Source organism: Sessilibacter corallicola (assembly GCF_021290925.1).
GTDB classification, from domain to species: domain Bacteria; phylum Pseudomonadota; class Gammaproteobacteria; order Pseudomonadales; family Cellvibrionaceae; genus Sessilibacter; species Sessilibacter corallicola.
In genome coordinates this window covers 1,217,934-1,240,340 of sequence record NZ_JAJSLX010000002.1, presented here as the reverse complement: position 1 = coordinate 1,240,340, position 22,407 = coordinate 1,217,934, and the positions used below count along the sequence as shown (strand labels likewise).

Genomic DNA, 22,407 nt, shown 5'->3' with positions numbered 1-22,407 from the left:
TACATTTATGAAAATTAAAAAATACAATACACTGAGTGCATTAGTACATAACATGAGTACGCAATATCGCTACGCCGCATTACCTGCGTAACATTTCAACATACTGGGTACGTCTAGAATCAAAGCGATGGTGCCATCACCGGTGATCGTAGCCCCGGCCATTCCCGGAGTTCCTTGCAGCATTTTTCCTAACGGCTTAATGACCACTTCTTCCTGACCAATTAATTGATCAACCACAAAACCGACTTTTTGAGTGCCCACCGACACAATCACAATATGTCCGACATCCGAAGGTTCTTTAAAGGCCGCACCTTCAATTAACCAATGTTTTAAATGGAAGATGGGAATGGCTTTTTCACGAATGGTGATGCATTCTTGGCCGTCGACAACATTGGTGGTGGTTAAATCCAAATGGAAAATTTCGTCAACGTTCACCAATGGCAAGGCGAAGGTTTGATCTTCCAACATAATCATTAAGGTTGGCATAATCGCCAGCGTCAGCGGAACTTTAATGTCTAGCCGTGTGCCGACATCAATTTCGGAATCAATTTCAACCGTGCCGTTGAGCTGCGTAATTTTGGTTTTTACCACGTCCATACCAACGCCTCGACCAGAGACATCGGAAATTTCTTTTTTCGTAGAAAATCCAGGGGCAAAAATTAACGCAAACGCTTCCTGATCGGGTAAGCGGGCGGCGGCGTCTTCATCGAGCACACCCTTGTCGACGGCAATTTGACGAAGCTTGTTCGGGTCCATACCACCGCCATCGTCGGTGATGGACAACAGAATATGATCGCCTTCTTGCTGCGCGGACAACACCACTTTACCCACGCGCGGTTTGCCTTTTTTCTCACGCACCTCTGGCGTTTCAACACCGTGGTCAACGGAATTTCTCACCAAATGCACAAGCGGATCGGCAAGGGCTTCCACCAAGTTTTTATCCAGGTCGGTGTCTTCACCCACCAGTTCTAAATTAATTTCTTTATTTAAGCTTCGCGCCAAATCGCGAACCACCCGAGGGAACCGACCAAACACTTTTTTGATCGGTTGCATACGAGTTTTCATGACCGCCGTTTGTAAATCAGCCGTCACCACGTCCAAATTGGATACGGCTTTCGACAGCGATTCTTCACCGCGCTCGTCACCCAATCGAACCAGGCGATTGCGCACCAGCACCAACTCGCCCACCATGTTCATGATATCGTCGAGGCGCTGAGTATCGACACGAACGGTAGTATCGCCACCGGCCGCAGGTTCTTTACCACCGGCTTTTGCCCCGGCTTTTGCCCCAGCTTTTGCTGGCGCTTTCGGGGCCGCGCGCGCAGGTTTCGGTGCAGCCGGGGGCGCAGCAGGAGGTGCGGAAGCGGCACCGCCAGGTATCGCCACTAAATCAGGTTTAGCGGTGTTGGCACTTGCCTGGGCAGTGCCAGTGCCCGGAACCGCTTTAACCGGTTCTGGATTTTCTTTTGGTTTTTCTTCTGCAGGAGCGGCTTTTTCGCTTGCAGGCTCGGCCGCTTTAGGCGTTTCACTGGCTCCTGCTGCAACACTTGGCCCTTGGCCTTGACCGTGAATTTCATCCAAGAGTTGTTCGAATTCGTCTTCGGTAATTTCTTCGCCATCACCAGATGCCGGTTTAGCACTCGGTTCGGGTGCACTCGGTTCAGGTTTATTGGACTCGGGCTTGGCTTCCGCTTTTGGCTCAGCGGCTTTGGTGGGCCCTTGGCCTTGGCCGTGAATTTCGTCCAATAAATTTTCAAATTCGTCTTCGGTAATGGTCTCTGGATCAGTTACCGGAGAGGCTTTTTCAGCGGCAGGTGCTGGTGCAGCACTGGCAGAGTCAGCTCCCACAGTTGGGCCATTGCCCTCGCCGTGCAACTGGTCCAATAACGCTTCGAATTCATCGTCGGTTATTTCATCGGATTCAGACGGTGCCGAGGCAGGCTTAGCCTCGCTAGCCGTTTTTTGTTCTGGACTAGACTGCGCTGGGCTGGATTGTTCTGGACTAGATTGCTCTGGGCTGGATTGCACCGGCGTTTCAGGGTTAGGTGCGCCCTCGTCATCGTCTGCAATGGCATCGAGCATATTGGCAAACGCGCCGTCGGAAATATCGAGTTCACCGTCACCACTTTCGGGTTCAGCAGACGCTTCGGGAGCGGCAACCGGTTGCGGTTCTTGGGGAGCTTCAACGACGGGTTCCGGCTCAGGGGCAGGTGCAGCAGCAGCGGGCTCTTGTAAATCTTCACACGCCACTAAACGGCCTAAACGATGAATCAGGCCAGGGTCTGCTTGATCGGGTTCTTGGCGAGCTTGCAACGCTTCGAATTGTTCATTAATGGTGTCGACGGCTTCGAGCACAACGTCCATTAATTCCGAGGTCACTTCGCGTTTGCCGGTTCTTAAAATATCGAAGAGGTTTTCGGTAACGTGGCAGCAATCCACCATCGGCCCAATTTGTAAGAAACCCGCGCCGCCTTTAACCGTGTGGAACCCTCGGAAAATAGCGTTGAGTAAATCTCTATCGTCGGGACTTTGCTCAAGCTCAACCAGCTGCTCAGAAAGTAGTTCTAGGATTTCGCCAGCTTCTACTAAGAAGTCTTGCAAAATCTCTTCGTCATCACCGAACCCCATTCCAAGCTCCTCTTGCCATACCGATATATTTCAATTTAACTCATTCGAACAATGCTATTAAAAACCTAAGCTGGAAAGGAGATCATCCACTTCATCTTGGCTAGCCATAACATCGGAACGTTGTTTTGCTTTAATTTGAGGGCCTTCACCGGAAGCGTTTTGTTCTGCCGCGGCTTCGTGATCGGCTTTAGATTTAAAGCCCGCTACGTCTTCGACCTGACCAGCAATGCGAACCAACTGCACTAATTCCGATTCGACGTCAGAAATCAAACGAATGACTTTCTTTAACACCTGACCGGTAAGATCTTGATAGCCCTGCTCTAAAATAATTTCTTGTAAGTTAGTACCTAACTGATCCGCGCCCGAGCCGATTCGCGCAAAAAATTCGTCCATTCGATAATACAACTGGCGAAATTCTTCGGGTTTCATCTCACGGCGTTTTAACCGCTTCCACTCTTCTCGTAGCTGACTAGATTCAGAACTGATATCTGCTGCAATAGGCGCACAGGCTTCGACGCGATCCATGGTTTTATCGGCAGCACCTTGGGTAAGCTCCAATACGTAATTGAGTCGATCGGAGGCGTCGCTAATTTGTGATTTATCGGAGAGATCAGAACCTTCTTCAGCTTCACCCGCATCAACGTTAAAATTAACAATCGCATTGTGCAGTGCTCGGGTTAACTTACCAACATTGTTGAAAATTAAACTGTCGCGTTGTTTGTTGATGTTATTAATGACTTCATTAGCTTCGTAATAATCGTCGTTTTGTAACTTCTCAATCAACGTTTCTGCCGCTGCACGAAGATCATCAACAGCGACATTTGGGTCTTTCACAAAGTGGTTTGAATCCATGACTATGCCTGTAATTTAGGGTTAACCAACTCGTTCAAAGATTTTTTCAATCTTTTCCTTTAAAGCTTGCGCGGTAAAAGGCTTAACAACATAACCGTTTACCCCGTTTTGAGCAGCCTCCACAATTTGCTCCCTTTTTGCTTCAGCAGTTACCATAAGCACTGGTAAGGATCCTAAACGTTCGTCTGCTCGGACCTGCCGCAACAATTCAATACCCGTCATTCCTGGCATATTCCAATCCGTCACCAAAAAATCAAAATCGCCATTTTTCAACATCGGTAACGCAGTTTGGCCATCGTCCGCTTCTTGAGTGTTAGTGAAACCCAAGTCACGTAGAAGATTTTTAATGATCCGCCTCATAGTGGAGAAGTCGTCGACAATGAGGATTTTCATATTTTTATCCAATGTAACCTCCATAGGCCCTGGTTAAGGGGAACCGATTCAATACATAGTCTAGTAGTAGTTTTTGCGGTATCCAGTTTTTATGGATGATACTTTCATGCCAAGAAATCCAAATCACGCACACAAAACCCATACAATAATGATAGATTAAATAGTTCGCTTAAAACGTGTTAGCTAACCTATTTATTGTATCGACAGAAATTCTTTCGCTTTTAGAATTTAAGCGCTTAATAGTGATTTTTTCGACTAATATCCTGATTTTTTTTGTGATGGGCATTGTCGACGAAAGATCAAATCCAATAAAAAGGTATATAGACGTTATGGCAATAGACGATCATTGACATAACAACAGAAGAAAATCAGAATCAAACCGGAGGAAAATAAGAGAAACTTAAGAACACACGAAAGCCTTTGGTTTTCACCAACAGCAAACGCTAATGTAAGAAAGGCTAAAGAAATCGCAAAACAATAAAACGACGTTTAATACATAGTTAAAATAAAAACTAATTTTCTGGGTCCCACTCTTTCAGTCGTCCACGCAAGCGCAGTGCCGCCTGACTGTGAATTTGGCTGACTCTCGATTCACTCACACCCAGAATCTGGCCGATTTCTTTTAGGTTTAACTCTTCATCGTAATACAGCGCCAAAACCAACTGCTCTCGCTCAGGTAAGGATTTAATGGCATCGGCCAAACACTTGCGCAAATTATTTTTTTGCAAACCGCTGTAAGGGCTTTGGTTTGCTTGGGCGTTAGAATCCTGAACGATACGGCTGTCGTCATCGCCCACCGCTTCTTCGTAGCTGAATAAGCGGGTGCTGGTGCTGTCTTGTAAAATGCTGTGATACTCTTCTAACGAAACCTCTAGGTGATCGGCCACTTCTTGGTCTGTTGCATCGCGACCAGTTTTTGCCTCTACCTGTGCAATAGCATCTTGAACTTTACGAGCGTTGCGATGAACGGAACGAGGCGCCCAGTCGCCGCGACGCATTTCATCAACAATGGATCCGCGAATGCGAATACCCGCATAGGTTTCAAAACTCGCTCCTTTAGAAGCGTCGTACTTTTGAGAGGCTTCGATTAATCCAATCATTCCCGCTTGAATTAAATCTTCGACCTGAACACTCGCGGGCATTCTCATCATCATGTGATGAGCAATCCGCTTTACCAATGGCGCGTACTGTTCAATATCGATCTGGGGCTGTATTTGCGTTTGATCATACATGGCTAGTCCGTCTATGGCAGTCATCATCACACTCCTACACTGGAGGCTTTAAGCAGACGTTCGACGAAAAATTCTAGGTGCCCTCTTGGGCCACCCGGCAAGGGCCAATCAATAATTTTTTGCGCGATGGAACGAATCGATTGCGCCGCTCGGCAACGCGGTGCATTGATAATTAATGGCGTTTGCTTTTGTACCGATTTACGCACGCTTTCATCAAAGGGAACGTGACCAATGTATTGCAACGTAACATCCAAAAAACGGTCGCACACTAATTGCAGTTTATTAAACAGATTTTGGCCCTCGTTGAGGGTTCGAGTCATATTAGCAACTACGCGAAAACGCGTGTGTTGGTATTCGCTGTTTAACAATTTAATTAACGCATAGGCATCGGTTATTGATGACGGCTCATCGCACACCACCACAACAACTTCGTTAGAGGCATTAACAAAACTGACCACCGTATCAGAAATACCGGCAGCGGTATCAACAATCATAATATCCAACTGTTGATCCAGGGTATTAAACGCATTAATTAATGCTGCGTGTTGCTGAACGTTCAGCTGAGTCATTTGCTGCACACCCGATGACGCCGGTACCACCTTGATACCGCCAGGGCCGTTGAGCAACACGTCTTCTATTTGACATTCGCCGTTAAGAACATCAGCAATATTGTGGGTCGATTTTAACCCCAATAAAACATCGACATTCGCCAAACCTAAATCTGCATCGAGCAGTACAACCCGTCTCTGCATTTCCGCAAGTGCGATACCTAAATTAACAGAAAGATTGGTTTTACCGACACCACCTTTTCCACCGGTAATTGCTATGACTTGAACAGGACGTGTTGAACTCATATGAACTCCACGACATATAAGTAAAAACTTACATGCACGCATTAAATTTTGATGAACTCACACTCAACAATGCAACATTGAGTATTTTTACTGACATTTTCTACTGGTTAATTTTTTGAGAGCACTGCAATACGCTCATAACCGCCGGAAATAAAATCGGAAAAAAAACCAGTGTTTAACTTATTGACTATCTTTTTTCTGTAGCTTTTACTACAAATCTTTAACAACAATCGTTAACTACAAACCTTTGACAATAATCCTTAACAACAGTCTTTACCTGCAATCATTAACCCACACTGATTAATCATCAGTTAATTACAAAAAAAGACCGCTCATTAATATTAGCAGATCGAAACTGCCATGAAGCAAATTAATTAAGCACCTAAACTCGCTTTAAATTTCAAACCGGAATTAGGTAATTCTGACTCCGTCTCTACCGCTAATTTAGATTGACCTAATTTCACCGCAATCTCTAACAGTTTATTGGCTTTCGCTAAATGAATGTCTGAGGGAATGTTTTGACCATTGGATAAATAAGCAACAGGAATTTCTGAGTGAATCACCGCTTTAATACTTTCACCCAAACTCAAACATTCGTCTAATTTGGTGAGTACAATTGCACGAGAATTTGCTTCTCGAGCGATGGACATTAATTTCGATTGGAAACCACCTTGAACATTAGTTGCAGTAACAAACAATTTTGAAATACTGTTCAGATTGTTTAAGGTGTTAAACCAAGAATTAGAATCGATATCGCGAATATTAACCCCAGGCGTATCAATCAATACCAATCGATAAGGGTCTAGGCTCGCCAGTACGTCGACTAACTCGCTGGGCTCTTCCACGGTTCTCATGGGAATTTGTAAGATATTAGCAAGGCTTTTTAATTGGCTTTGAGAACCCAACCGTTCGTTATCGGTAGTAACAATTGCAATTGATTCTCGACCAAATTCCAACACATAACGCGTGGCCAATTTGGCAATGGTGGTGGTTTTTCCTGCACCAGTTGGACCAATAAACGCCAAGCGGCCACCCGTGGTAATTAAATCGTAAGGCAACGTATTAATTTTTTTCGCCAGATAACCGAGCACTGGCCGCCAATAGGTTTGGGTATTATTGTCGCTGGGCGATTCGATATTACGGTGAATTTCTGCGCGAAACCCGCTGTCAAATCCCAACGCCGACAATCGTCGATCTACAACAATCTGTGATCCTTTCAAGCGTAATTGTTGACTCTCTACCAATTGTTGTTCGAGTAATTCTCGCATGTCGCTTAATTCTGATTGCAGCGATTTTATTTCTTGACGGTATTCACTGGATTCTACTGTTGTAACCTTCGGAGTTGGCTGCTTGGCTTCAATAGGTTTAGCTTCAAAGGCTTCTGCCTTGGTCTCAATACTGTCTAGAGTATCTGTTTGATCAGGCTGAATACCGCGAACATTTTCCTGCATCAATTTTTTAAAGAAGGAATTCTCTGAAAAATTAATGGTCTCTTGGGCAGAATTTATGGAATCGTCTTCGGCAACACTATGTCTGGTACTGGTATTAGTTTTAGCCTGTTTAAAGCGAAGTTTACTGTTTTCGACTTTTTCACGTTCGAGCTTATCGAGCTGTTCAGAAAGATACGATTTTTTATAGGCTTTCTGACGGCTACTGTTATCGGAGATATTGTTCGATACCGATTCTGAAGATGTACGACCAGCAATTGACGTTAACGTACTTTGTGACTGAGTCGATCGTGGTAAATCGCTACCAGCTTGCTGCTTGGAATCGTCAATTCTTTGATGATGATTATTGGCTTCTAAATCGAGATCACTTAATAATGCCAACGCGTCTTGATCGGGTTCGGCTTCGTATTTTGCAAACACACTTTTATTTTCTTGTTCTTTAGTGTTCGTTGCAAGCCAGGTAGAGCAGTCATCAGCGGTTGCCAATACTTCCACGTAATTACCATGATTAGCGTTGGATAAAATAACGGCATCGTCACCTAAATCCGTGCGTACCATTTCCAAGGCTCGTCGCATATCTGCTGCTTTAAATCGCTTGACTTGCATTTTTCAAGTCTCCCACACCGTTAAGACTTCCAATCTTTGAATACGTCGTCTAAACCGATAAACGTTTGTATTCAAGTCTTATTTACGTTGCACGGAACCGGTAATTGCGCCATCAACGTTTATGGATTTATTTTCGGGAATTTCTGCGTACGCCAAGACGGTTGCATCAACACCCATGGAACGAACAATTTTAACCACTAATTTTCTTAACCCACCGGCCACTAATATAATGGCTGGCTTATTGGCAAGCTCTTGCTGTTGTACACTTTCTTTAATGGACAACTGCATCCCTTCAATTAAAGAAGGATCAATAAACCCGGTTTCATCAGCGCCAGATTTTTGTGCTTGCATACTGGCTTTAAGCAGTATCTGTTCCAAATCAGGTTGCAGTGTGAGAACCGGTAGCGGTTCACCCCCTTTTGCAAGTCCATACACAATTTGTCGAGACAGCCCTATCCTTGCTGCTGCCGTTAATTGTTCTATGTCTGTGGTTTTTTCTGATATCGCCAACAACGCTTCACAAATAGAGCGAAAATCCCGAATCGGTACGTTTTCTTTTAATAAATTTTGACACACCTGCAATACCAAATTTAACGAGACTTTATCTGGCACGAGTTCAGAAATCAGTTTTGGCGAAGATTTAGCGAGTTGATCTAACAGCTTTTGAATATCTTCGTGACCAATTAATTCGTAAATATGTTTTTGCAACAATTGGTTAAGGTGAGTAGCGATGACCGTGCTGGTATCAACCACGGTATAACCAAGGGTTTGAGCTTCTTCTTTTTTATTAAATTCAATCCAAACCGCCGGTAAACCAAACGCCGGATCAGAAGTAGCAATACCGTCAATTTCTCCCACGGTATTACCAGGGTTGATGGCCAAATCTCTGTCAGGATAAATTTCTCCTTCGCCTAAAATAACACCCATCAGTAATATACGATAAGCACTGGGCGATAAATCGAGATTATCTCGAATGTGAACACTCGGGATTAAAAAACCTTTTTCTTGGGATAATTTCTTACGAATACCTTTAATGCGTTTTAACAGTTCCCCACCTTGGGGTTTATTTACCAAAGGAATTAACCGATAACCCACCTCCAAACCAATCATGTCGACGGGTTGTACATCATCCCAACTCAATTCTATGTTTTCAGGTTTTGCCTCAATCAGTTCGCCACCTTCGCCACCGCCCGGTAAGGCCGTGCGGGTTAATCGATTTGTCGAGGCATTCCCATCGGCAACTTCCACCACCTGATTTTTTTGCCGATAAATCAAATACGCAATTCCTGCACAAGCCGCGGCGAGACCAATAAAGGGAATATGGGGCATGCCGGGAATAACACCCATCAAAAACAAAACTCCCGCTGATACTGCCAACGCTTTTGGTGAGTCAAACATCTGACTCAACACTTGCGAGCGTACATCTTCGGCGCTATTAACGCGAGTCACCATAATGGCTGCTGCGGTTGACAATAGCAACGATGGTATTTGAGCAACCAAACCATCACCAATGGTTAACAAAATGTATTTTTCTAAGGCTTCGGTAAACGGCAATTGATGTTGCGCCATGCCAATACCCAGCCCACCGATAATATTGATCAGCAGAATTAAAATACCGGCCACGGCATCGCCGCGCACAAATTTACTGGCACCGTCCATCGCCCCGTAAAAATCGGCCTCATTCGCGACATCTTCGCGGCGTTGTTTTGCTTCGTCTTGTGAGATCAATCCCGCGTTTAAATCAGCGTCGATCGCCATTTGTTTGCCAGGCATGGCATCTAAGGTAAAACGTGCACTCACTTCCGAAATTCTGCCCGCGCCTTTGGTCACAACAACAAAGTTGATAATCATTAAGATGATAAAAACAACCAAACCAACGGCGTAATTACCACCAATAACCACTTCACCAAACGCCTGAATCACTTTACCGGCGGCATCACCACCGTTGTGGCCTTCCAACAAAACAATACGAGTGGACGCGACGTTTAATCCCAAGCGCAGTAAAGTCGCAATTAATAAAATGGTTGGGAAAACCGCAAAATCCAGCGGCCGCAGGGTATACACACCGACCAGCAACACCACAATCGATAAAGCAATATTAAAAGAAAAGAATACATCCAATAAAAATGCCGGTAATGGCAGCGTCATCATACCTAACATCATTAACAGCAAAATGGGAATACCCAAATTACCGTTAATCATCGACCGTCCACCGACAATAACGTGGCGCAGATTGGATCGATTAGGTTTGAATCTCGATAAATTACCGAGAGAATTCATCAACATAACAGCTCATTACCCCAGCGGATTTTTGACGCTACACGCCATTTATCTTCACTGGGGCAATATCAATACCATTAGAGATTAGGAGTTAAAAATATACTCTTCGGGAATAGGAAGGTGTTTTGGGCAAATCGGGCGTTTGGCCTGACCGCGCCGATATTGACGCAGTTGAAAAATATAAGCCAAAACTTGTGCAACCGCCAAAAATAAGCCGTGTGGGACTTCGTCGTCTACTTCGGTGGTGTAGTACAGCGCCCGAGTCAATACTGGCGCAGGCACTAATTCAACGTCGTGGGCATTGGCGATCTCTCGAATTTTCATCGCCATAAAATCCACCCCTTTCGCAACAATGACGGGTGTTTTCATTGTTTCGGGATCGTATTTTAATGCCACCGAAAAGTGAGTAGGATTGGTAATAATAACATCGGCTTCAGGAACTTGTGACAACATGCGATTGTTAGCCAGGTCGCGTTGTAGCTGACGAATGCGATTTTTAACCTCTGGCTTTCCTTCGGAATCTTTTAATTCATCTTTCACTTCCTGCAACGACATTTTTAATTGTTTTTTGTTTTCCCAAATTTGAAACGGAACATCAATAATAGCAATTAACAACGTCGACGCTGACAGCACTAACGCCGCAAAAATCATCAACTGAATGGCATGGGCCAAACCGTAGGTAATATCTTCATTAGACAAAGAGATAATCTCTCCTTGATGAAAATACAACAGTAAAATAGCCACCGTCATCACTACCGCCACCTTGCCCAACGCTTTTAATAATTCAATGACAGATTTCATCGAAAACATGCGTTTCAAACCCGATAACGGATTGATTCGACTGAACTTAGGCGCAAGAGATTTGGCACTCAACAACCAACCGCCCAAAGCAATAGGCGAAACAAACGCTAATACCATTAACACGGAAAAAATTGGAATTAAACCGACAAAACTTTCTTTGATGCTCAACCCTAATTGCACCAACAGTTGGTCTGTGTCGAAGGCAGTGGCTCGGTCGAACTGAAAATTAACGATAAAGATACCAGAGATTTTATCGGCAAAAAAATCCCCCAACAAATACAACGACAAGGTTGCCCCTAACAACACCGCCGAGGTTGTCAGTTCTCGTGAGCGGGGAACCTGGCCTTCTTCACGGGCTTTATCGAGCCGTTTGGCCGTGGGTTCTTCCGACTTTTCTTGGCTGTCGTTATTTTCTGCCATATTCCAGTCTCGTCAACCATCAGACTATTAGGTGTTAAAAGATTAAAACAAGGTTTCACGTATAAACGCCAACACATCGGAAAAATAGGTTGACATTTGCGGATAAAAATTAGTTAACCCAACCCAAATAATGAACAAACCAAACAGTAAGGTAATTGGAAAACCCACGGCAAAAATATTCATTTGCGGTGCGGAACGCGACATAACCCCAAACGCAATATTGACAATGAGAATTGCTGTAACTACCGGCAGCGCTAACACCAAAGCACCGGCTATCATCCAACCACCTAATTTTGCTAGTTCGTAAAACTTAAATTCAGGATTAATAAATTCACCGATGGGCATAAATTGAAAACTTTGCACCAATAATTCTAGAATGATTAAATGCCCGTTAATGCTTAAGAACAACATGGTCGCCAAGGTTAAATAAAATTGCGACAGTACCGTTACCACAACACCATTGGCAGGATCATTCAGTGATGCAAAACCCAACCCCATATTCATGGCAATGGTTTGCCCTGCAACAACAAACAGCTGCAAAAACAGCTGAAATACAAACCCGAGCATTACGCCAATGAGTATTTGTTGCAAAGTGACGACAAACCCCTGAATGGAGACCAGTTCGATATCGGGAACATCCAACGACGGCATAACAATAACCGCCAGTGGCAGCGCCAGGGTAATTCGGTATCGAGGCGGTAATGTACGAGCACCATAAATTGGCGAGGCCAATAAAAACGAAGAAATTCGAACCAACGGCCACAAATATTCTCTTAAATAATCGGATATTTGTGATTCATAAAGATCCACGGGTTATCAGCCAATCAGAATTGGAATGTCGGTAATCAAGCGAATGAACAAATCCATCAGCTTTGTTAGTAACCAAGCACCGGCGACCATAATTGTTAATAACGTAACGATAAGACGAGGCAAAAAGCTTAATGTTTGTTCGTTAATTTGCGTTGCTGCTTGAAACACGCTGACAATCAAACCGACAATCAAGCTCGGCCCAACAATTACGGTTATCATCATAACCGTAATCAAAAATGCATTGGCGAATAAATCCATCACAACTTCGGGTGTCATTATTACCTCTTCTATAAGATTTACAGCATAAGACGAAAATTTCGAGTTTAATTCACACACCAAAACTGGAAGCGATACTTCCGATGATCAGTGCCCAACCATCAACCAAAACAAACAACATGATTTTGAATGGCAGAGAAATAATCAACGGCGACAACATCATCATACCCATTGCCATTAAAACCGAAGCCACAACGATATCAATCACTAAAAACGGAATAAAAATAATAAAACCAATCTGAAATGCGGTTTTAAGTTCACTGGTAACAAACGCCGGAACTAGAGCAACAAACGGTACGTCATTGGGCGAAGCAATATTTTCATAGCCGCCAATATCTAAAAATAATTTTATGTCTGACTCTCGGGTTTGTGACATCATAAAATGATGCATAGGTTCGGCGATATTTTTAACCGCTTGGCGTGAATCAATCGACTCGTTAATGTAGGGTTGAATGGCGTTTTGATTAATCACCTCAAAAACCGGCGACATAATAAAAAGCGTTAAAAATAACGATAAACCAATCAATATTTGATTCGATGGCGACTGCTGCAAACCTAACGCCTGACGAAGAATGGCAAAAACAATGATAATTCGGGTGAAAGAAGTCATCATCATTAAAATCGCGGGAATGAAGGTCAGTGCCGTCATTATCGCAAGAATTTGCAGTGTTACGGTATATTCTTGCGAGCCATCGGGATTTGTCGTTACCGTTAAGGCAGGCAACCCCGGAATACCTTCAAGTGGAATTAGATCTTTATTGTTTTCTTGGTTACGGGCTTCTTGATTATTACCGCCATTCACAACCGAAGAAGAGTTTACTGATTTTGAGGAGTTACTGGTAGTAACGTTCGAGCTATCGGTTACGGTTTGTGCGTAAATATCAACGGGCATCAACAGTACTAGCGGCAACAGCCATTGCCATACAAGGTGTATCAATGGCCGTTTTGCCGACATATCACTGCTTATCCTTAATACTGATAACGTTGCTACAACCGCTGATAACCTCGCTAAAATCGGGCTTTTCCGGGCAGTTAACTTGCGTAGAGCTGGCGATAACTTTAGGCGATTCCAATTTACTTTTGTTAAAACGAGCCGCGTATTTTGAGACTTTTTCTATCAGCCATTCGATAGCAAAATAAATTCTAATAATATTTGATTCTTTTTGTTTATCTTTTAGGTGTTCATCATTACTTGACGAAAACCGTTCTTGATCCTCTAACACGTGCAATTTATTAATCGAGTTTGCGGTTACGCCGACAACAATGTGTTGGCCGCCCACATCAATAATGGCAACACGTTCTTTTACTCCGACCGGCAATTGGCTGATCAATTTTAGTTTGCCTTGCGCCGCGTACTTGGAGTTATTTTTTAAGTAGTTTGCCAACCATCCCAATACCAAAATAACCGCAACGATACCCACCAAGCCAATGATTACGTCTGCGGTTATCGTCTCATTGATTACCGACGAGCTTGCCGCTAACGCGGAGGACATGTTAAATAAATAAAGAATACCGCCAATCAATACACGTTTAATACTTTGATTAATAGTCATAGGTTTCACTTTAGTCGTTTAATTCGTTCAGACGCACTGATAACGTCTGTCATCCGAATACCGAATTTCTCATTCACAACTACCACTTCACCGTGCGCAATCAATGTTCCATTCACTAACACATCCAATGGCTCTCCCGCGAGCCGATCCAATTCAATCACCGAACCCTGATTGAGCTGTAATAAATTTCGAATACTGATCGACGTGCTTCCCACTTGCATCGAAATGGTCACAGGAATATCGAGAATAACGTCTAAATCGGGGTTGTCTGTCGGATTAACATTGGGAGCCTGAGAAAATTCATCGAGATCCATAGCCTCAGCGTTACTGCCAGATCCCTCCGAGCTTTCTGAGTCAGTTTCGCCACCGCCCTCTTCACTTTCCACTTGTTCCGACATAGCCGCGGCCCATTCGTCGGCCATGGCGTCTTGATCGGGTTCACCACCTTCTGGGTTGTCATCATCCGGAGTTTCTTCACTCACGATCTAAGTTCTCCGCTTCTTCCAATAATTGATTTTGTGTCAGCTGATTTTTTTCTTGAACTTTGGAACGTTCAACAAAACTCAGAATTTTTAACGCTAAATTACCATCGTACTGACCGAGTGTAGACCGAAACATGGGCACTTGATTGGCTGTCACCACGTGGTAAGGCGGCATTTCAATGGGGACAACGTCGCCTTCTTTCATGTTCATGATGTCTCGCAATTTCAAATCGGTGTTAGCAATTTCACACTCAATATCAACCGAGGCTTCTAATACATCTTCACGCAAGGCAACAATCCACCGGTCATCGCGATCGTCGCTGTCGCTTTGTAAGCCTGCATCCAACATTTCCCGAATCGGTTCTACCGTTGAATAAGGAATGGTTATTTGAAGTTCTCCGCCACCGCCGTCTAATTCAATGTGAAACGTACTTACGACAACTACTTCGCTGGGGCTGACAATATTCGCCATTGATGGATTTACTTCGGAATTAATAAATTCGAATTCCAACGGCAATACCGCTTTCCATGCTTCGGCCAAATCAATAAACGCTTGTTGCAATACCATTTGCACAACTCGCAATTCGGTGGGTGTAAATTCTCGGCCTTCAATTTTGGCGTGACGACCATCGCCACCAAAAAAATTATCCACCAATTTAAATACCAACTTTGCATCCAAAATAACCAGTGCCGTACCACGTAAAGGACGAAACTTCACCATGTTTAAACTAGTGGGAACATAAAGCGTGTGAACGTATTCACCAAACTTCAAAATCTGCACACCGCCTACCGAGACATCTGCCGTACGTCTCAGTAAATTAAACATACTAATACGAGTGTAGCGAGCAAAGCGTTCGTTGATCATTTCCAGCGTTGGCATTCGACCGCGAACAATACGATCTTGGCTGGTTAGATCGTATCCCGTAGCCGATCCGGGTTCCGCGTCCGATTCTACCTCGATGTCGCCATCGTCTACGCCGTGTAACAGCGCATCGATTTCATCTTGTGATAATAAATCTTGCACCTATGGCTCCACTTATTGCATGACCAAGTTTGTAAATAAAACCTGCTCTATTCCGGGTTCGTCAATTTCTTCGGTCATGATGTCTTGCACAACAATGAGCGCTTGTTGCCGCATTAATTCTTTGCCTTCTGGCGTTTGTATTTCCGCGTATTCCATGCCGCTAAATGCCAAAATAAGATCATTGCGAATGCGAGAGGAATGCAATTCTATTTCTGCGACAACGGTATCTGATCGAGCCATTAAGGTAATTTCTATTTGCGCGTAACGCTGACGGCCTTTATCGGGATACGTCAGTAAAATTGGTGGATTTAACGGAAAGTAAATCGCCGGTAATTTTACTTCTTCTGCCTCTTCTTCCTCGGCTGCTTCTTCGCCTTCGGCCAATTCTTCTGGTGGTGGTTCTTCTTTAAACATGGTAAGAACGGCAACGGTTCCGCCGACAGACAACAACACCAGCAGTAAACCGATGACAATCAATATGATTATTTTCTTCTTACCGCCACCACCGCCTTCTTCCTCGGCCGCTTCTGCTTCTTCTTCGTCCGCCATGTCAAAAGCTCGTCGTTTATTAAGAATTCAGTCTCTGGAATATAAGAATTGCAATAGATGTGCCTTCAAACAAAGGCAATTTTGAGGGGAATATAAAATTAGTGAACTAAATTAAGATTCGTTATTCTGAAAATAAAGAAACCAAATTTCAAAAAAGGAAAATTAAAGTATCTAAATTGTGAAGCTAAGCAGCCCCTGATTAGTTAATTCCACATCCGTGTGGAACTTACGAAATTTACGTTAGATATAATCGTCGACAATATATTGGCTTACTTTTTCCGGTTCACGCATCGCATTTTCTAACACTGCGTTTTCGTCTGTAACTAATTCTCTATCAGCAATACCTAATTCATTGGCGTCAGCATTTTGTCTTTGCTGCTGATGAGGATTGTCCGAGACATTAACGTTAACCAGGTCGATTCCTTCTCCAGACAGTAATTCTCGCAATCGTGCGACCGATTGTTCCAACGCATCGCGTACCTGGGAAGAGTGGCTGTTAAAAGTCACTTGGGCTTGGTCATTGTTAATACTCACCCGTGCTTGCAGCGGACCAAGTTCTGGTGGGTCTAACTGAATTTCAGCTTCTGACAATCCCTGACTTGCCATATATAACACTTTTTGTCCAATTTGCTCGCCCCAACCAGAATGAGAAACCGGCAGTGACGCCACTAAATTGGAATTAAATGTTCCCGAGCGGTCGCCTGTTTGAATTGATGTTAGTGCCGATAAAAAGTCGGCTTTTAATGGTGTGCTAGCCGTTTCTGCAGTCGTAAATTTTGATAAATTTTGGCCAAGCTCAACCAAATCAGCGGATACATCTGCGAGCGCGTAATCATTCAACAACACCGAATTCGATAATCCGAGCGGATTATTAACCCCGGCGGTTCTGAGTTGAGTATCCAACGGATTTAAAGATTTTAGTTGCGAGTCGGACAGTTTTACTTGCCCAGAATTCAGTGACAATCCCGCAAACAAAGACGCGCTTGGATTGGTTCCAGCGGCTTCTGGATTTATAGAGGCAACCAAACTACCGTCGGCATTGACGGTGTAGGCAGCCAAATTTAATCCAGAAAGTGACAATGGACTACTCACTAAACCATTAGGCTGACTCGCAGTTGAGTCGGTTAATAAACTTCGTATTTCTGACAGCGATTGTTCATCCAACGCTTCTCCATCACCAATTATTGGAGAATTTTCCGCTTGAGCATTCTCAGGATCTTGATGATTAATCGAATCTGACGAAGAATGGGCATCGTCTTTTTTCGCACTGGAACGCTCTTCAGTTTTATGAGCGTTTGCTTGTTCAAAGACATCAGAAAACTCTTCACCCTCATGAGAGGAATTAACCGATTTTTTCGTGTCCGAAGACGATGTTTCAAAACTTAAAGGGCTTACCGCTTTATCAATTGCACCTGTCATTTACTTTTCCTATGAAGTCAAAATGAGCGGCAACTTCATGCCGTTTAGAAGCCGTTACAATTCACGGGGAAGGAAAAGCAAAAGAAGAACCAATATTAGGGTAAAAATTAAAAGGAAGGGCGACTATTTTCTTTTAATGGCGGTGTTGGTTTAATACTCAATCGTACTAAACCCAGGCTTCTTACAACGTATATCTAGCAATGTATAGCTAACAACAAGTTTCTAACAAGGAATCGATTTCGAGCAGCAATGGTGTTTTCGATTCGAAAAACAAACGGCTGTTTTCTTCGATACTAGAATCTTCGTTGTCTTTAACTGAGGTTTCAAAGTTCTCACAAATTTTTGAAAACGCCAAGGCTCCTATGTTGCCGCTGGAGCCTTTTAAACTGTGAACGGATTTTAGTACACCCGATCGATCGTCTTGCTTTAAATGATGTAGGATAACATCAAAGTGCTCGCATACGTCTTTTCGGTAGGCACTGAGTAAATTCTCAAAATCACCGGCGAGAATTTCTTTCAAGCTCGAGAGTGCGTAGCTGTCAAAATATTTTGTTTCTGCCATAACCAAACACGTATGCTTATTTTAAATTCGTAATTAATTGATTAAGGAGCCTCTGATTAACCTCAAGATCACTCAGGCCAAGGAGTTTTTTTCTGATTAAGGCGTGCTTTTGAAGATCTAACGGGTTAAATCGAAAAAGCACAACGCAGAGCAGGAAAAAACTGGCAGGCCCTGAAAGGCGCGGTCTCAAGCGCACATTTGCGGCGTTGCCGTTTTTATTAAGGACTACGGCCATTAATTGCAAACGGCGCCTTGCAACTGCACGCTTGAAACCACGCTGAGTAATGTTGAGGTTAATCAGAGGCTCCTTAAATCTGAGAATGCTTCATCAATGTTGGGATAGGCAAACTCAAATTTATTATTCAACAACTGTGACGGAATAATTCGTTGACTGTCGGTCAATAGCTGAGACGATTCACCCAACAGTAATTTAAGCGCACATTTGGGAACGCGAAACGGCGCCCAGCGACCGCACGCTTTTGCCAGCGCTTTAGTGAATTGCGCATTGGTTACCGGGTTTGGTGCCACTAAATTGACTGAACCGGAAACATCTTCCGCGTCTAATACGTAATAAATCGCGGTTACTATGTCTTGCAGATGAATCCACGACATATACTGACTACCGGTGGCTAACGGGCCTCCGAAACCAAATTTAAACGCCGGTAACATTTGCGCTAGGGCGCCGCCGTCGCCCAATACAATTCCGGTTCGCAATAACACCAAACGCGAATTTTTAACGTTACAGGCTTCGGCCTCCCAATCGCGGCAAAGAGTTTGCGCGAAATCGTTTTGATTGTGCGCAATGTCTGAAAACTCATCGACTTTTTGTTCACCGGTGTCGCCGTATATCCCAATGGCCGATCCCGACAAAAATACCTCTGGCGCCGAACTCGAACGCTCAAATAATTCAACCAATTGTTGCGTTGTTTGAATCCGACTGGCTCGAATCTTTTGTTTTTGAGCGTCACTCCAGCGGCGGCCAACAATCGGTTCACCGGCAAGATTTATCACTGCGTCGAATTCATTCAAATCAGATAGATATTGCAGCGTATTGATTACTTTGACGTTTGCCGAAGCAAACACCGGAGAGGATTGGCGGGTAAGCACGGTAAATGTGTGTTGCTGCCCACTCGCTATTAGCTGGCGGCCAATAAACCCTGTTCCACCCGTCATCAAAATATTCATGATTCGATCCAATCCTTAGTTAGCGCCGCCATTACTGGATACCGCGCGTGCGCTAACTTTGTAAATAAGTTATATGTGTTTATTAAGTTAATGTAAACTGTCTTTTCTCAGGGTTATGTAAATAATTGCGTTTATTGCTTTTACAATGATTCATGATAACCACTAAAACTGCACTTGGGTTGATCGATCATAATTCACCTGTGTGATACGCCTTTTACATCCTTTCATTGTTACAGCAAGAATCTATCATTGGATCAATAATAATTCTCCAATCTTGTCTAAAGGAGCCTCTGATTAACCTGAGTACGAATACTATTAAACTTGGGCAATGCTACTGGAGCGGCGATCTGGCGGGGTTACGCTGGCTGTAACTGTCGTCGATGGATTGTTGTTGCTTTTTCTCTAACTGCGTTCTGTGGAGACGTTCGGCATTGCTAGCGGCTTCTTGTATTTTTTGCTTTCGTCGATGCTTTTCTAACCAAAAAGTTTTTGATTTTTCAAGTTGTTGACGAATGATCTCTAGGTTTTCGCTCTGAGATTTCAATAAGTAATCCAGTTGGTGTAAGTAATTCCGCCTAGACTCCAACAAGTGAAGATTTGCGTTTGTGGATTCAGACAATTCGCTTTTGTATTGTTCGTAATACTGCTCAATGCTCTCTACTTGTTGTTGCTGCGATAAAAAGTTGTCTCTCTGCTGTTGCAGCAACTGCGCGGCTTTGTATTCCTCTTTTTCGGCCACTTTTAACATTAAGACGTATTGGTTAAAGCGCATGGTACAAATAAACCTTTTTAAACATGCTTAAAGGGTAATTTTTTTAATTCTGACTCGGCGGTAGAATAATCAACCGCAACATCAATATCTTGACGAATAAAATCAATCAGCAGTTTGCGAGCGGCCACCGCTTCGTCAATCAACCCGTCGGCACCTGCCGAATAAGCACCCATACTGATCAAATCTTTGTTCTGACGATACACCGATAACAGTTGTTTAAATTTATTTGCTTTGCTCTGCTGTTCTTTATCAACAAGATGAGTCATTAACCGACTGATGGAAGCTTCAATATCAATGGCCGGATAAACGCCCTCTTCTGCCAATTGTCTCGACAGAACAATGTGGCCGTCTAAAATTGCGCGGGCGCTGTCGGCAATGGGGTCTTGTAAATCGTCGCCTTCAGTGAGCACCGTATAAATGGCGGTAATAGAGCCTTCTCCGGTTTCACTGTTACCGGCGCGCTCCACCAATTGCGGCAATTTAGAAAATACCGACGGCGGATACCCTTTGGTGGTCGGTGGCTCGCCGGTAGCCAAACCAATTTCACGCTGTGCTTGAGCGTATCGAGTGAGTGAATCCATCAGCAGTAACACGTGTTTTTTCTGGTCGCGGTAGTGTTCCGCTAAGCGTGTTGTTAATTGCGAAGCTCGCAATCTCATCAACGGTGGGTCATCGGCAGGAGATGCAACAACAACGGCTTTTTTGCGGCCTTCCTCGCCTAAGTTTTGTTCGATAAATTCTTTGACTTCACGACCTCTCTCGCCAATTAATCCAACAATAACGATATCGGCGTTGGTGTATTTGGTGATCATTCCCAGCAACACACTTTTACCAACACCGCTACCGGCAAATAAACCGATTCTTTGGCCTCTGCCCACAGTGAGCAACGCATTAATGGCTCGGATTCCCACATCCATGGTGTCTTGGATAAGCGCACGCTTCATGGGATTAATGGTGTGGGGCGTTAAACTGAGTCTGTTTTCAGCCAACCAGGTTTGTTTGCCGTCTAACGGATCACCTAAGCCATCAATTACTCGGCCGATAATATCCGCACCGATGGCAATTCCGTTGTTCTCATCCAAGGGTAAAACTTTTGCACCAGGTTTTAGACCTTCTATGTTTTTTATTGGCATGAGGTAAATTTTTTGATCGGAAAAGCCAACCACTTCGGCAGTAACGGTATGATCGCGATCAAGAAATATTTTGCACTGTTGCCCCAGTTGAGCACGAATTCCCACCGCTTCTAGCGTTAAACCAATCACACGAATCAAACGGCCACTGGCAACCGGCTCCGATTTTGATAACGACTGGTTGTGATAACGAGATAATCTTGACGCTAAGCGGGTTCGTGGGAACATGGGTATTATTCCCCTGGAATACAGACAAATGTAATACAGACAAAATTACGATTCATTTTCATCATCGCGGGCAACGCCAAGACCTGCTTGCCTAAATTGCGACATCGCAGATTCGATACGTTCTTCTAGATTGAATTCCACCAGACTTTCCAACGATTTGACTCGACAACTGCCTTGTGTGACTGAATCGTCGGCAACCAATGAACAGTCAAAGGTGTTTTCGTAACGATTCAATAATTCCAAATCTTTCGGATTTAAAAAAACTTCCGCCGATTCTTGACTGACCGGCAACGCCAATAAAGACTCACGAACAAGGTTAACAATATCGTCTTGGGAAGACGTTAATTCCCGTCGAATAACGGATTCCGCAAGTTTCACAATACAATTCACCATAAGCTGTTCGATTTCTTGATCCAACTCTTGACTGGCGTCAGAAATATTTTGGGTTAGTGATTTTATTTCAGCAACGGCTTCTAATAATTGCGGTTCAATCTCTTCTTTGGCTTTTTTCTCGCCCGATTCAAATCCGTGCTTTTCACCTTTTTCAAAACCACTCTGGTAAGCTTCTAATTCAACAGATTTTCGAATCTCTAATAATTCTTCTGCGGAAAACGGTTGTACTTGCGTGTCTTCTACTACTTCAATACTCTCTTCAATCTCAACGTCTTCTGCGACAGAAAGATTCTGTTCGGTGTTGGAATCTAACTCCGTTTGCTCAGCATTAGAATCTTCGCCGATGATTTCGGTAGATTTATTGTTTCCATCCTGAGTATCTTGTATTTCTTCAGCATCAGAGTGGTTGCGTTTTTTTACTCGCCGAATGGCCGGGACAACCGAGTCGGTATGTTCATCCAAACTCGGAACCGACCAACGATTCCAGGGTTCATCACTGTTATCCAAAAC

At 43.8% G+C, this 22,407-nt stretch carries 21 protein-coding genes; all 21 read right to left on the bottom strand.

The window, feature by feature from the left end:
* Positions 1–69 precede the first annotated feature (69 nt).
* Positions 70–2,628 carry a chemotaxis protein CheA gene (locus LU361_RS12595; RefSeq protein ID WP_233089187.1) on the bottom strand — a complete coding sequence of 853 codons (2,559 nt, stop codon included), beginning with the start codon at positions 2,626–2,628 and terminating at the stop codon, positions 70–72.
* Positions 2,629–2,685: 57 nt separating this feature from the next.
* Entirely contained in the window at positions 2,686–3,480 is a 795-nt protein-coding gene (locus tag LU361_RS12590; RefSeq protein WP_233089186.1) for a protein phosphatase CheZ, read from the bottom strand.
* A 21-nt stretch (positions 3,481–3,501) separates the two neighbouring features.
* Positions 3,502–3,885 (bottom strand): chemotaxis response regulator CheY, encoded by a 384-nt coding sequence (gene cheY, locus LU361_RS12585; RefSeq protein ID WP_233089185.1) that lies wholly within the window; start codon positions 3,883–3,885, stop codon positions 3,502–3,504.
* A 500-nt stretch (positions 3,886–4,385) separates the two neighbouring features.
* Positions 4,386–5,129 carry an RNA polymerase sigma factor FliA gene (locus LU361_RS12580; protein WP_233089543.1) on the bottom strand — a complete coding sequence of 248 codons (744 nt, stop codon included), beginning with the start codon at positions 5,127–5,129 and terminating at the stop codon, positions 4,386–4,388.
* A gap of 2 nt (positions 5,130–5,131) precedes the next feature.
* Positions 5,132–5,959: a MinD/ParA family ATP-binding protein gene (locus LU361_RS12575; RefSeq protein ID WP_233089184.1), complete on the bottom strand. Its 828-nt coding sequence runs from the start codon at positions 5,957–5,959 to the stop codon at positions 5,132–5,134.
* Between the two features lie 374 nt (positions 5,960–6,333).
* Entirely contained in the window at positions 6,334–8,013 is a 1,680-nt protein-coding gene (locus tag LU361_RS12570; RefSeq protein ID WP_233089183.1) for a flagellar biosynthesis protein FlhF, read from the bottom strand.
* A 78-nt stretch (positions 8,014–8,091) separates the two neighbouring features.
* Positions 8,092–10,299 (bottom strand): flagellar biosynthesis protein FlhA, encoded by a 2,208-nt coding sequence (flhA, locus tag LU361_RS12565; protein WP_434064668.1) that lies wholly within the window; start codon positions 10,297–10,299, stop codon positions 8,092–8,094.
* A 78-nt stretch (positions 10,300–10,377) separates the two neighbouring features.
* Positions 10,378–11,514: a flagellar biosynthesis protein FlhB gene (gene flhB / locus LU361_RS12560; protein ID WP_233089182.1), complete on the bottom strand. Its 1,137-nt coding sequence runs from the start codon at positions 11,512–11,514 to the stop codon at positions 10,378–10,380.
* Between the two features lie 42 nt (positions 11,515–11,556).
* The gene (gene fliR / locus LU361_RS12555; RefSeq protein ID WP_233089181.1) at positions 11,557–12,324 is read right to left on the bottom strand and encodes a flagellar biosynthetic protein FliR; all 768 of its coding nucleotides are present in this window, start codon (positions 12,322–12,324) and stop codon (positions 11,557–11,559) included.
* Positions 12,325–12,330: 6 nt separating this feature from the next.
* A complete protein-coding gene (locus LU361_RS12550) occupies positions 12,331–12,600 on the bottom strand; it encodes a flagellar biosynthetic protein FliQ (protein WP_233089180.1) in 270 nt (89 codons plus the stop codon).
* Between the two features lie 52 nt (positions 12,601–12,652).
* Complete coding sequence (gene fliP / locus LU361_RS12545) at positions 12,653–13,555, bottom strand: flagellar type III secretion system pore protein FliP (protein WP_233089179.1); 903 nt, start codon at positions 13,553–13,555, stop codon at positions 12,653–12,655.
* A gap of 1 nt (position 13,556) precedes the next feature.
* Entirely contained in the window at positions 13,557–14,153 is a 597-nt protein-coding gene (locus LU361_RS12540; RefSeq protein ID WP_233089178.1) for a FliO/MopB family protein, read from the bottom strand.
* Between the two features lie 5 nt (positions 14,154–14,158).
* Complete coding sequence (gene fliN / locus LU361_RS12535) at positions 14,159–14,635, bottom strand: flagellar motor switch protein FliN (RefSeq protein WP_434064667.1); 477 nt, start codon at positions 14,633–14,635, stop codon at positions 14,159–14,161.
* Entirely contained in the window at positions 14,628–15,659 is a 1,032-nt protein-coding gene (gene fliM / locus LU361_RS12530; protein WP_233089177.1) for a flagellar motor switch protein FliM, read from the bottom strand. Before fliM ends, fliN begins: the two co-directional genes overlap by 8 nt.
* Positions 15,660–15,671: 12 nt before the next feature.
* Positions 15,672–16,208 (bottom strand): flagellar basal body-associated FliL family protein, encoded by a 537-nt coding sequence (locus LU361_RS12525; RefSeq protein WP_233089176.1) that lies wholly within the window; start codon positions 16,206–16,208, stop codon positions 15,672–15,674.
* A gap of 240 nt (positions 16,209–16,448) precedes the next feature.
* A complete protein-coding gene (locus LU361_RS12520) occupies positions 16,449–17,627 on the bottom strand; it encodes a flagellar hook-length control protein FliK (protein WP_233089175.1) in 1,179 nt (392 codons plus the stop codon).
* A gap of 208 nt (positions 17,628–17,835) precedes the next feature.
* Entirely contained in the window at positions 17,836–18,189 is a 354-nt protein-coding gene (locus tag LU361_RS12515) for an Hpt domain-containing protein (protein WP_233089174.1), read from the bottom strand.
* Between the two features lie 297 nt (positions 18,190–18,486).
* Positions 18,487–19,374, bottom strand: a complete 888-nt coding sequence (locus tag LU361_RS12510; RefSeq protein ID WP_233089173.1) for a TIGR01777 family oxidoreductase — start codon at positions 19,372–19,374, stop codon at positions 18,487–18,489.
* Positions 19,375–19,705: 331 nt separating this feature from the next.
* Positions 19,706–20,146 carry a flagellar export protein FliJ gene (locus LU361_RS12505; RefSeq protein WP_233089172.1) on the bottom strand — a complete coding sequence of 147 codons (441 nt, stop codon included), beginning with the start codon at positions 20,144–20,146 and terminating at the stop codon, positions 19,706–19,708.
* A 17-nt stretch (positions 20,147–20,163) separates the two neighbouring features.
* Entirely contained in the window at positions 20,164–21,504 is a 1,341-nt protein-coding gene (gene fliI / locus LU361_RS12500; RefSeq protein ID WP_233089171.1) for a flagellar protein export ATPase FliI, read from the bottom strand.
* 45 nt (positions 21,505–21,549) lie between these two features.
* Positions 21,550–22,404, bottom strand: coding sequence for a FliH/SctL family protein (locus tag LU361_RS12495; RefSeq protein WP_233089170.1), 855 nt, complete (start codon positions 22,402–22,404; stop codon positions 21,550–21,552).
* Positions 22,405–22,407: the final 3 nt, after the last annotated feature.

What these genes read in the sequence shown, in the direction of transcription:
- flhA (WP_434064668.1), bottom strand. Translation starts at nt 10,299, where the DNA reads ATGTTGATGAATTCTCTCGGTAATTTATCGAGATTCAAACCTAATCGA.
- fliP (WP_233089179.1), bottom strand. Translation starts at nt 13,555, where the DNA reads ATGTCGGCAAAACGGCCATTGATACACCTTGTATGGCAATGGCTGTTG.
- LU361_RS12505 (WP_233089172.1), bottom strand. Translation starts at nt 20,146, where the DNA reads ATGCGCTTTAACCAATACGTCTTAATGTTAAAAGTGGCCGAAAAAGAG.
- LU361_RS12550 (WP_233089180.1), bottom strand. Translation starts at nt 12,600, where the DNA reads ATGACACCCGAAGTTGTGATGGATTTATTCGCCAATGCATTTTTGATT.
- LU361_RS12570 (WP_233089183.1), bottom strand. Translation starts at nt 8,013, where the DNA reads ATGCAAGTCAAGCGATTTAAAGCAGCAGATATGCGACGAGCCTTGGAA.
- LU361_RS12575 (WP_233089184.1), bottom strand. Translation starts at nt 5,959, where the DNA reads ATGAGTTCAACACGTCCTGTTCAAGTCATAGCAATTACCGGTGGAAAA.
- LU361_RS12520 (WP_233089175.1), bottom strand. Translation starts at nt 17,627, where the DNA reads ATGACAGGTGCAATTGATAAAGCGGTAAGCCCTTTAAGTTTTGAAACA.
- LU361_RS12525 (WP_233089176.1), bottom strand. Translation starts at nt 16,208, where the DNA reads ATGGCGGACGAAGAAGAAGCAGAAGCGGCCGAGGAAGAAGGCGGTGGT.
- LU361_RS12515 (WP_233089174.1), bottom strand. Translation starts at nt 18,189, where the DNA reads ATGGCAGAAACAAAATATTTTGACAGCTACGCACTCTCGAGCTTGAAA.
- flhB (WP_233089182.1), bottom strand. Translation starts at nt 11,514, where the DNA reads ATGGCAGAAAATAACGACAGCCAAGAAAAGTCGGAAGAACCCACGGCC.
- LU361_RS12590 (WP_233089186.1), bottom strand. Translation starts at nt 3,480, where the DNA reads ATGGATTCAAACCACTTTGTGAAAGACCCAAATGTCGCTGTTGATGAT.
- LU361_RS12580 (WP_233089543.1), bottom strand. Translation starts at nt 5,129, where the DNA reads ATGACTGCCATAGACGGACTAGCCATGTATGATCAAACGCAAATACAG.
- LU361_RS12540 (WP_233089178.1), bottom strand. Translation starts at nt 14,153, where the DNA reads ATGACTATTAATCAAAGTATTAAACGTGTATTGATTGGCGGTATTCTT.
- fliI (WP_233089171.1), bottom strand. Translation starts at nt 21,504, where the DNA reads ATGTTCCCACGAACCCGCTTAGCGTCAAGATTATCTCGTTATCACAAC.
- LU361_RS12510 (WP_233089173.1), bottom strand. Translation starts at nt 19,374, where the DNA reads ATGAATATTTTGATGACGGGTGGAACAGGGTTTATTGGCCGCCAGCTA.
- LU361_RS12595 (WP_233089187.1), bottom strand. Translation starts at nt 2,628, where the DNA reads ATGGGGTTCGGTGATGACGAAGAGATTTTGCAAGACTTCTTAGTAGAA.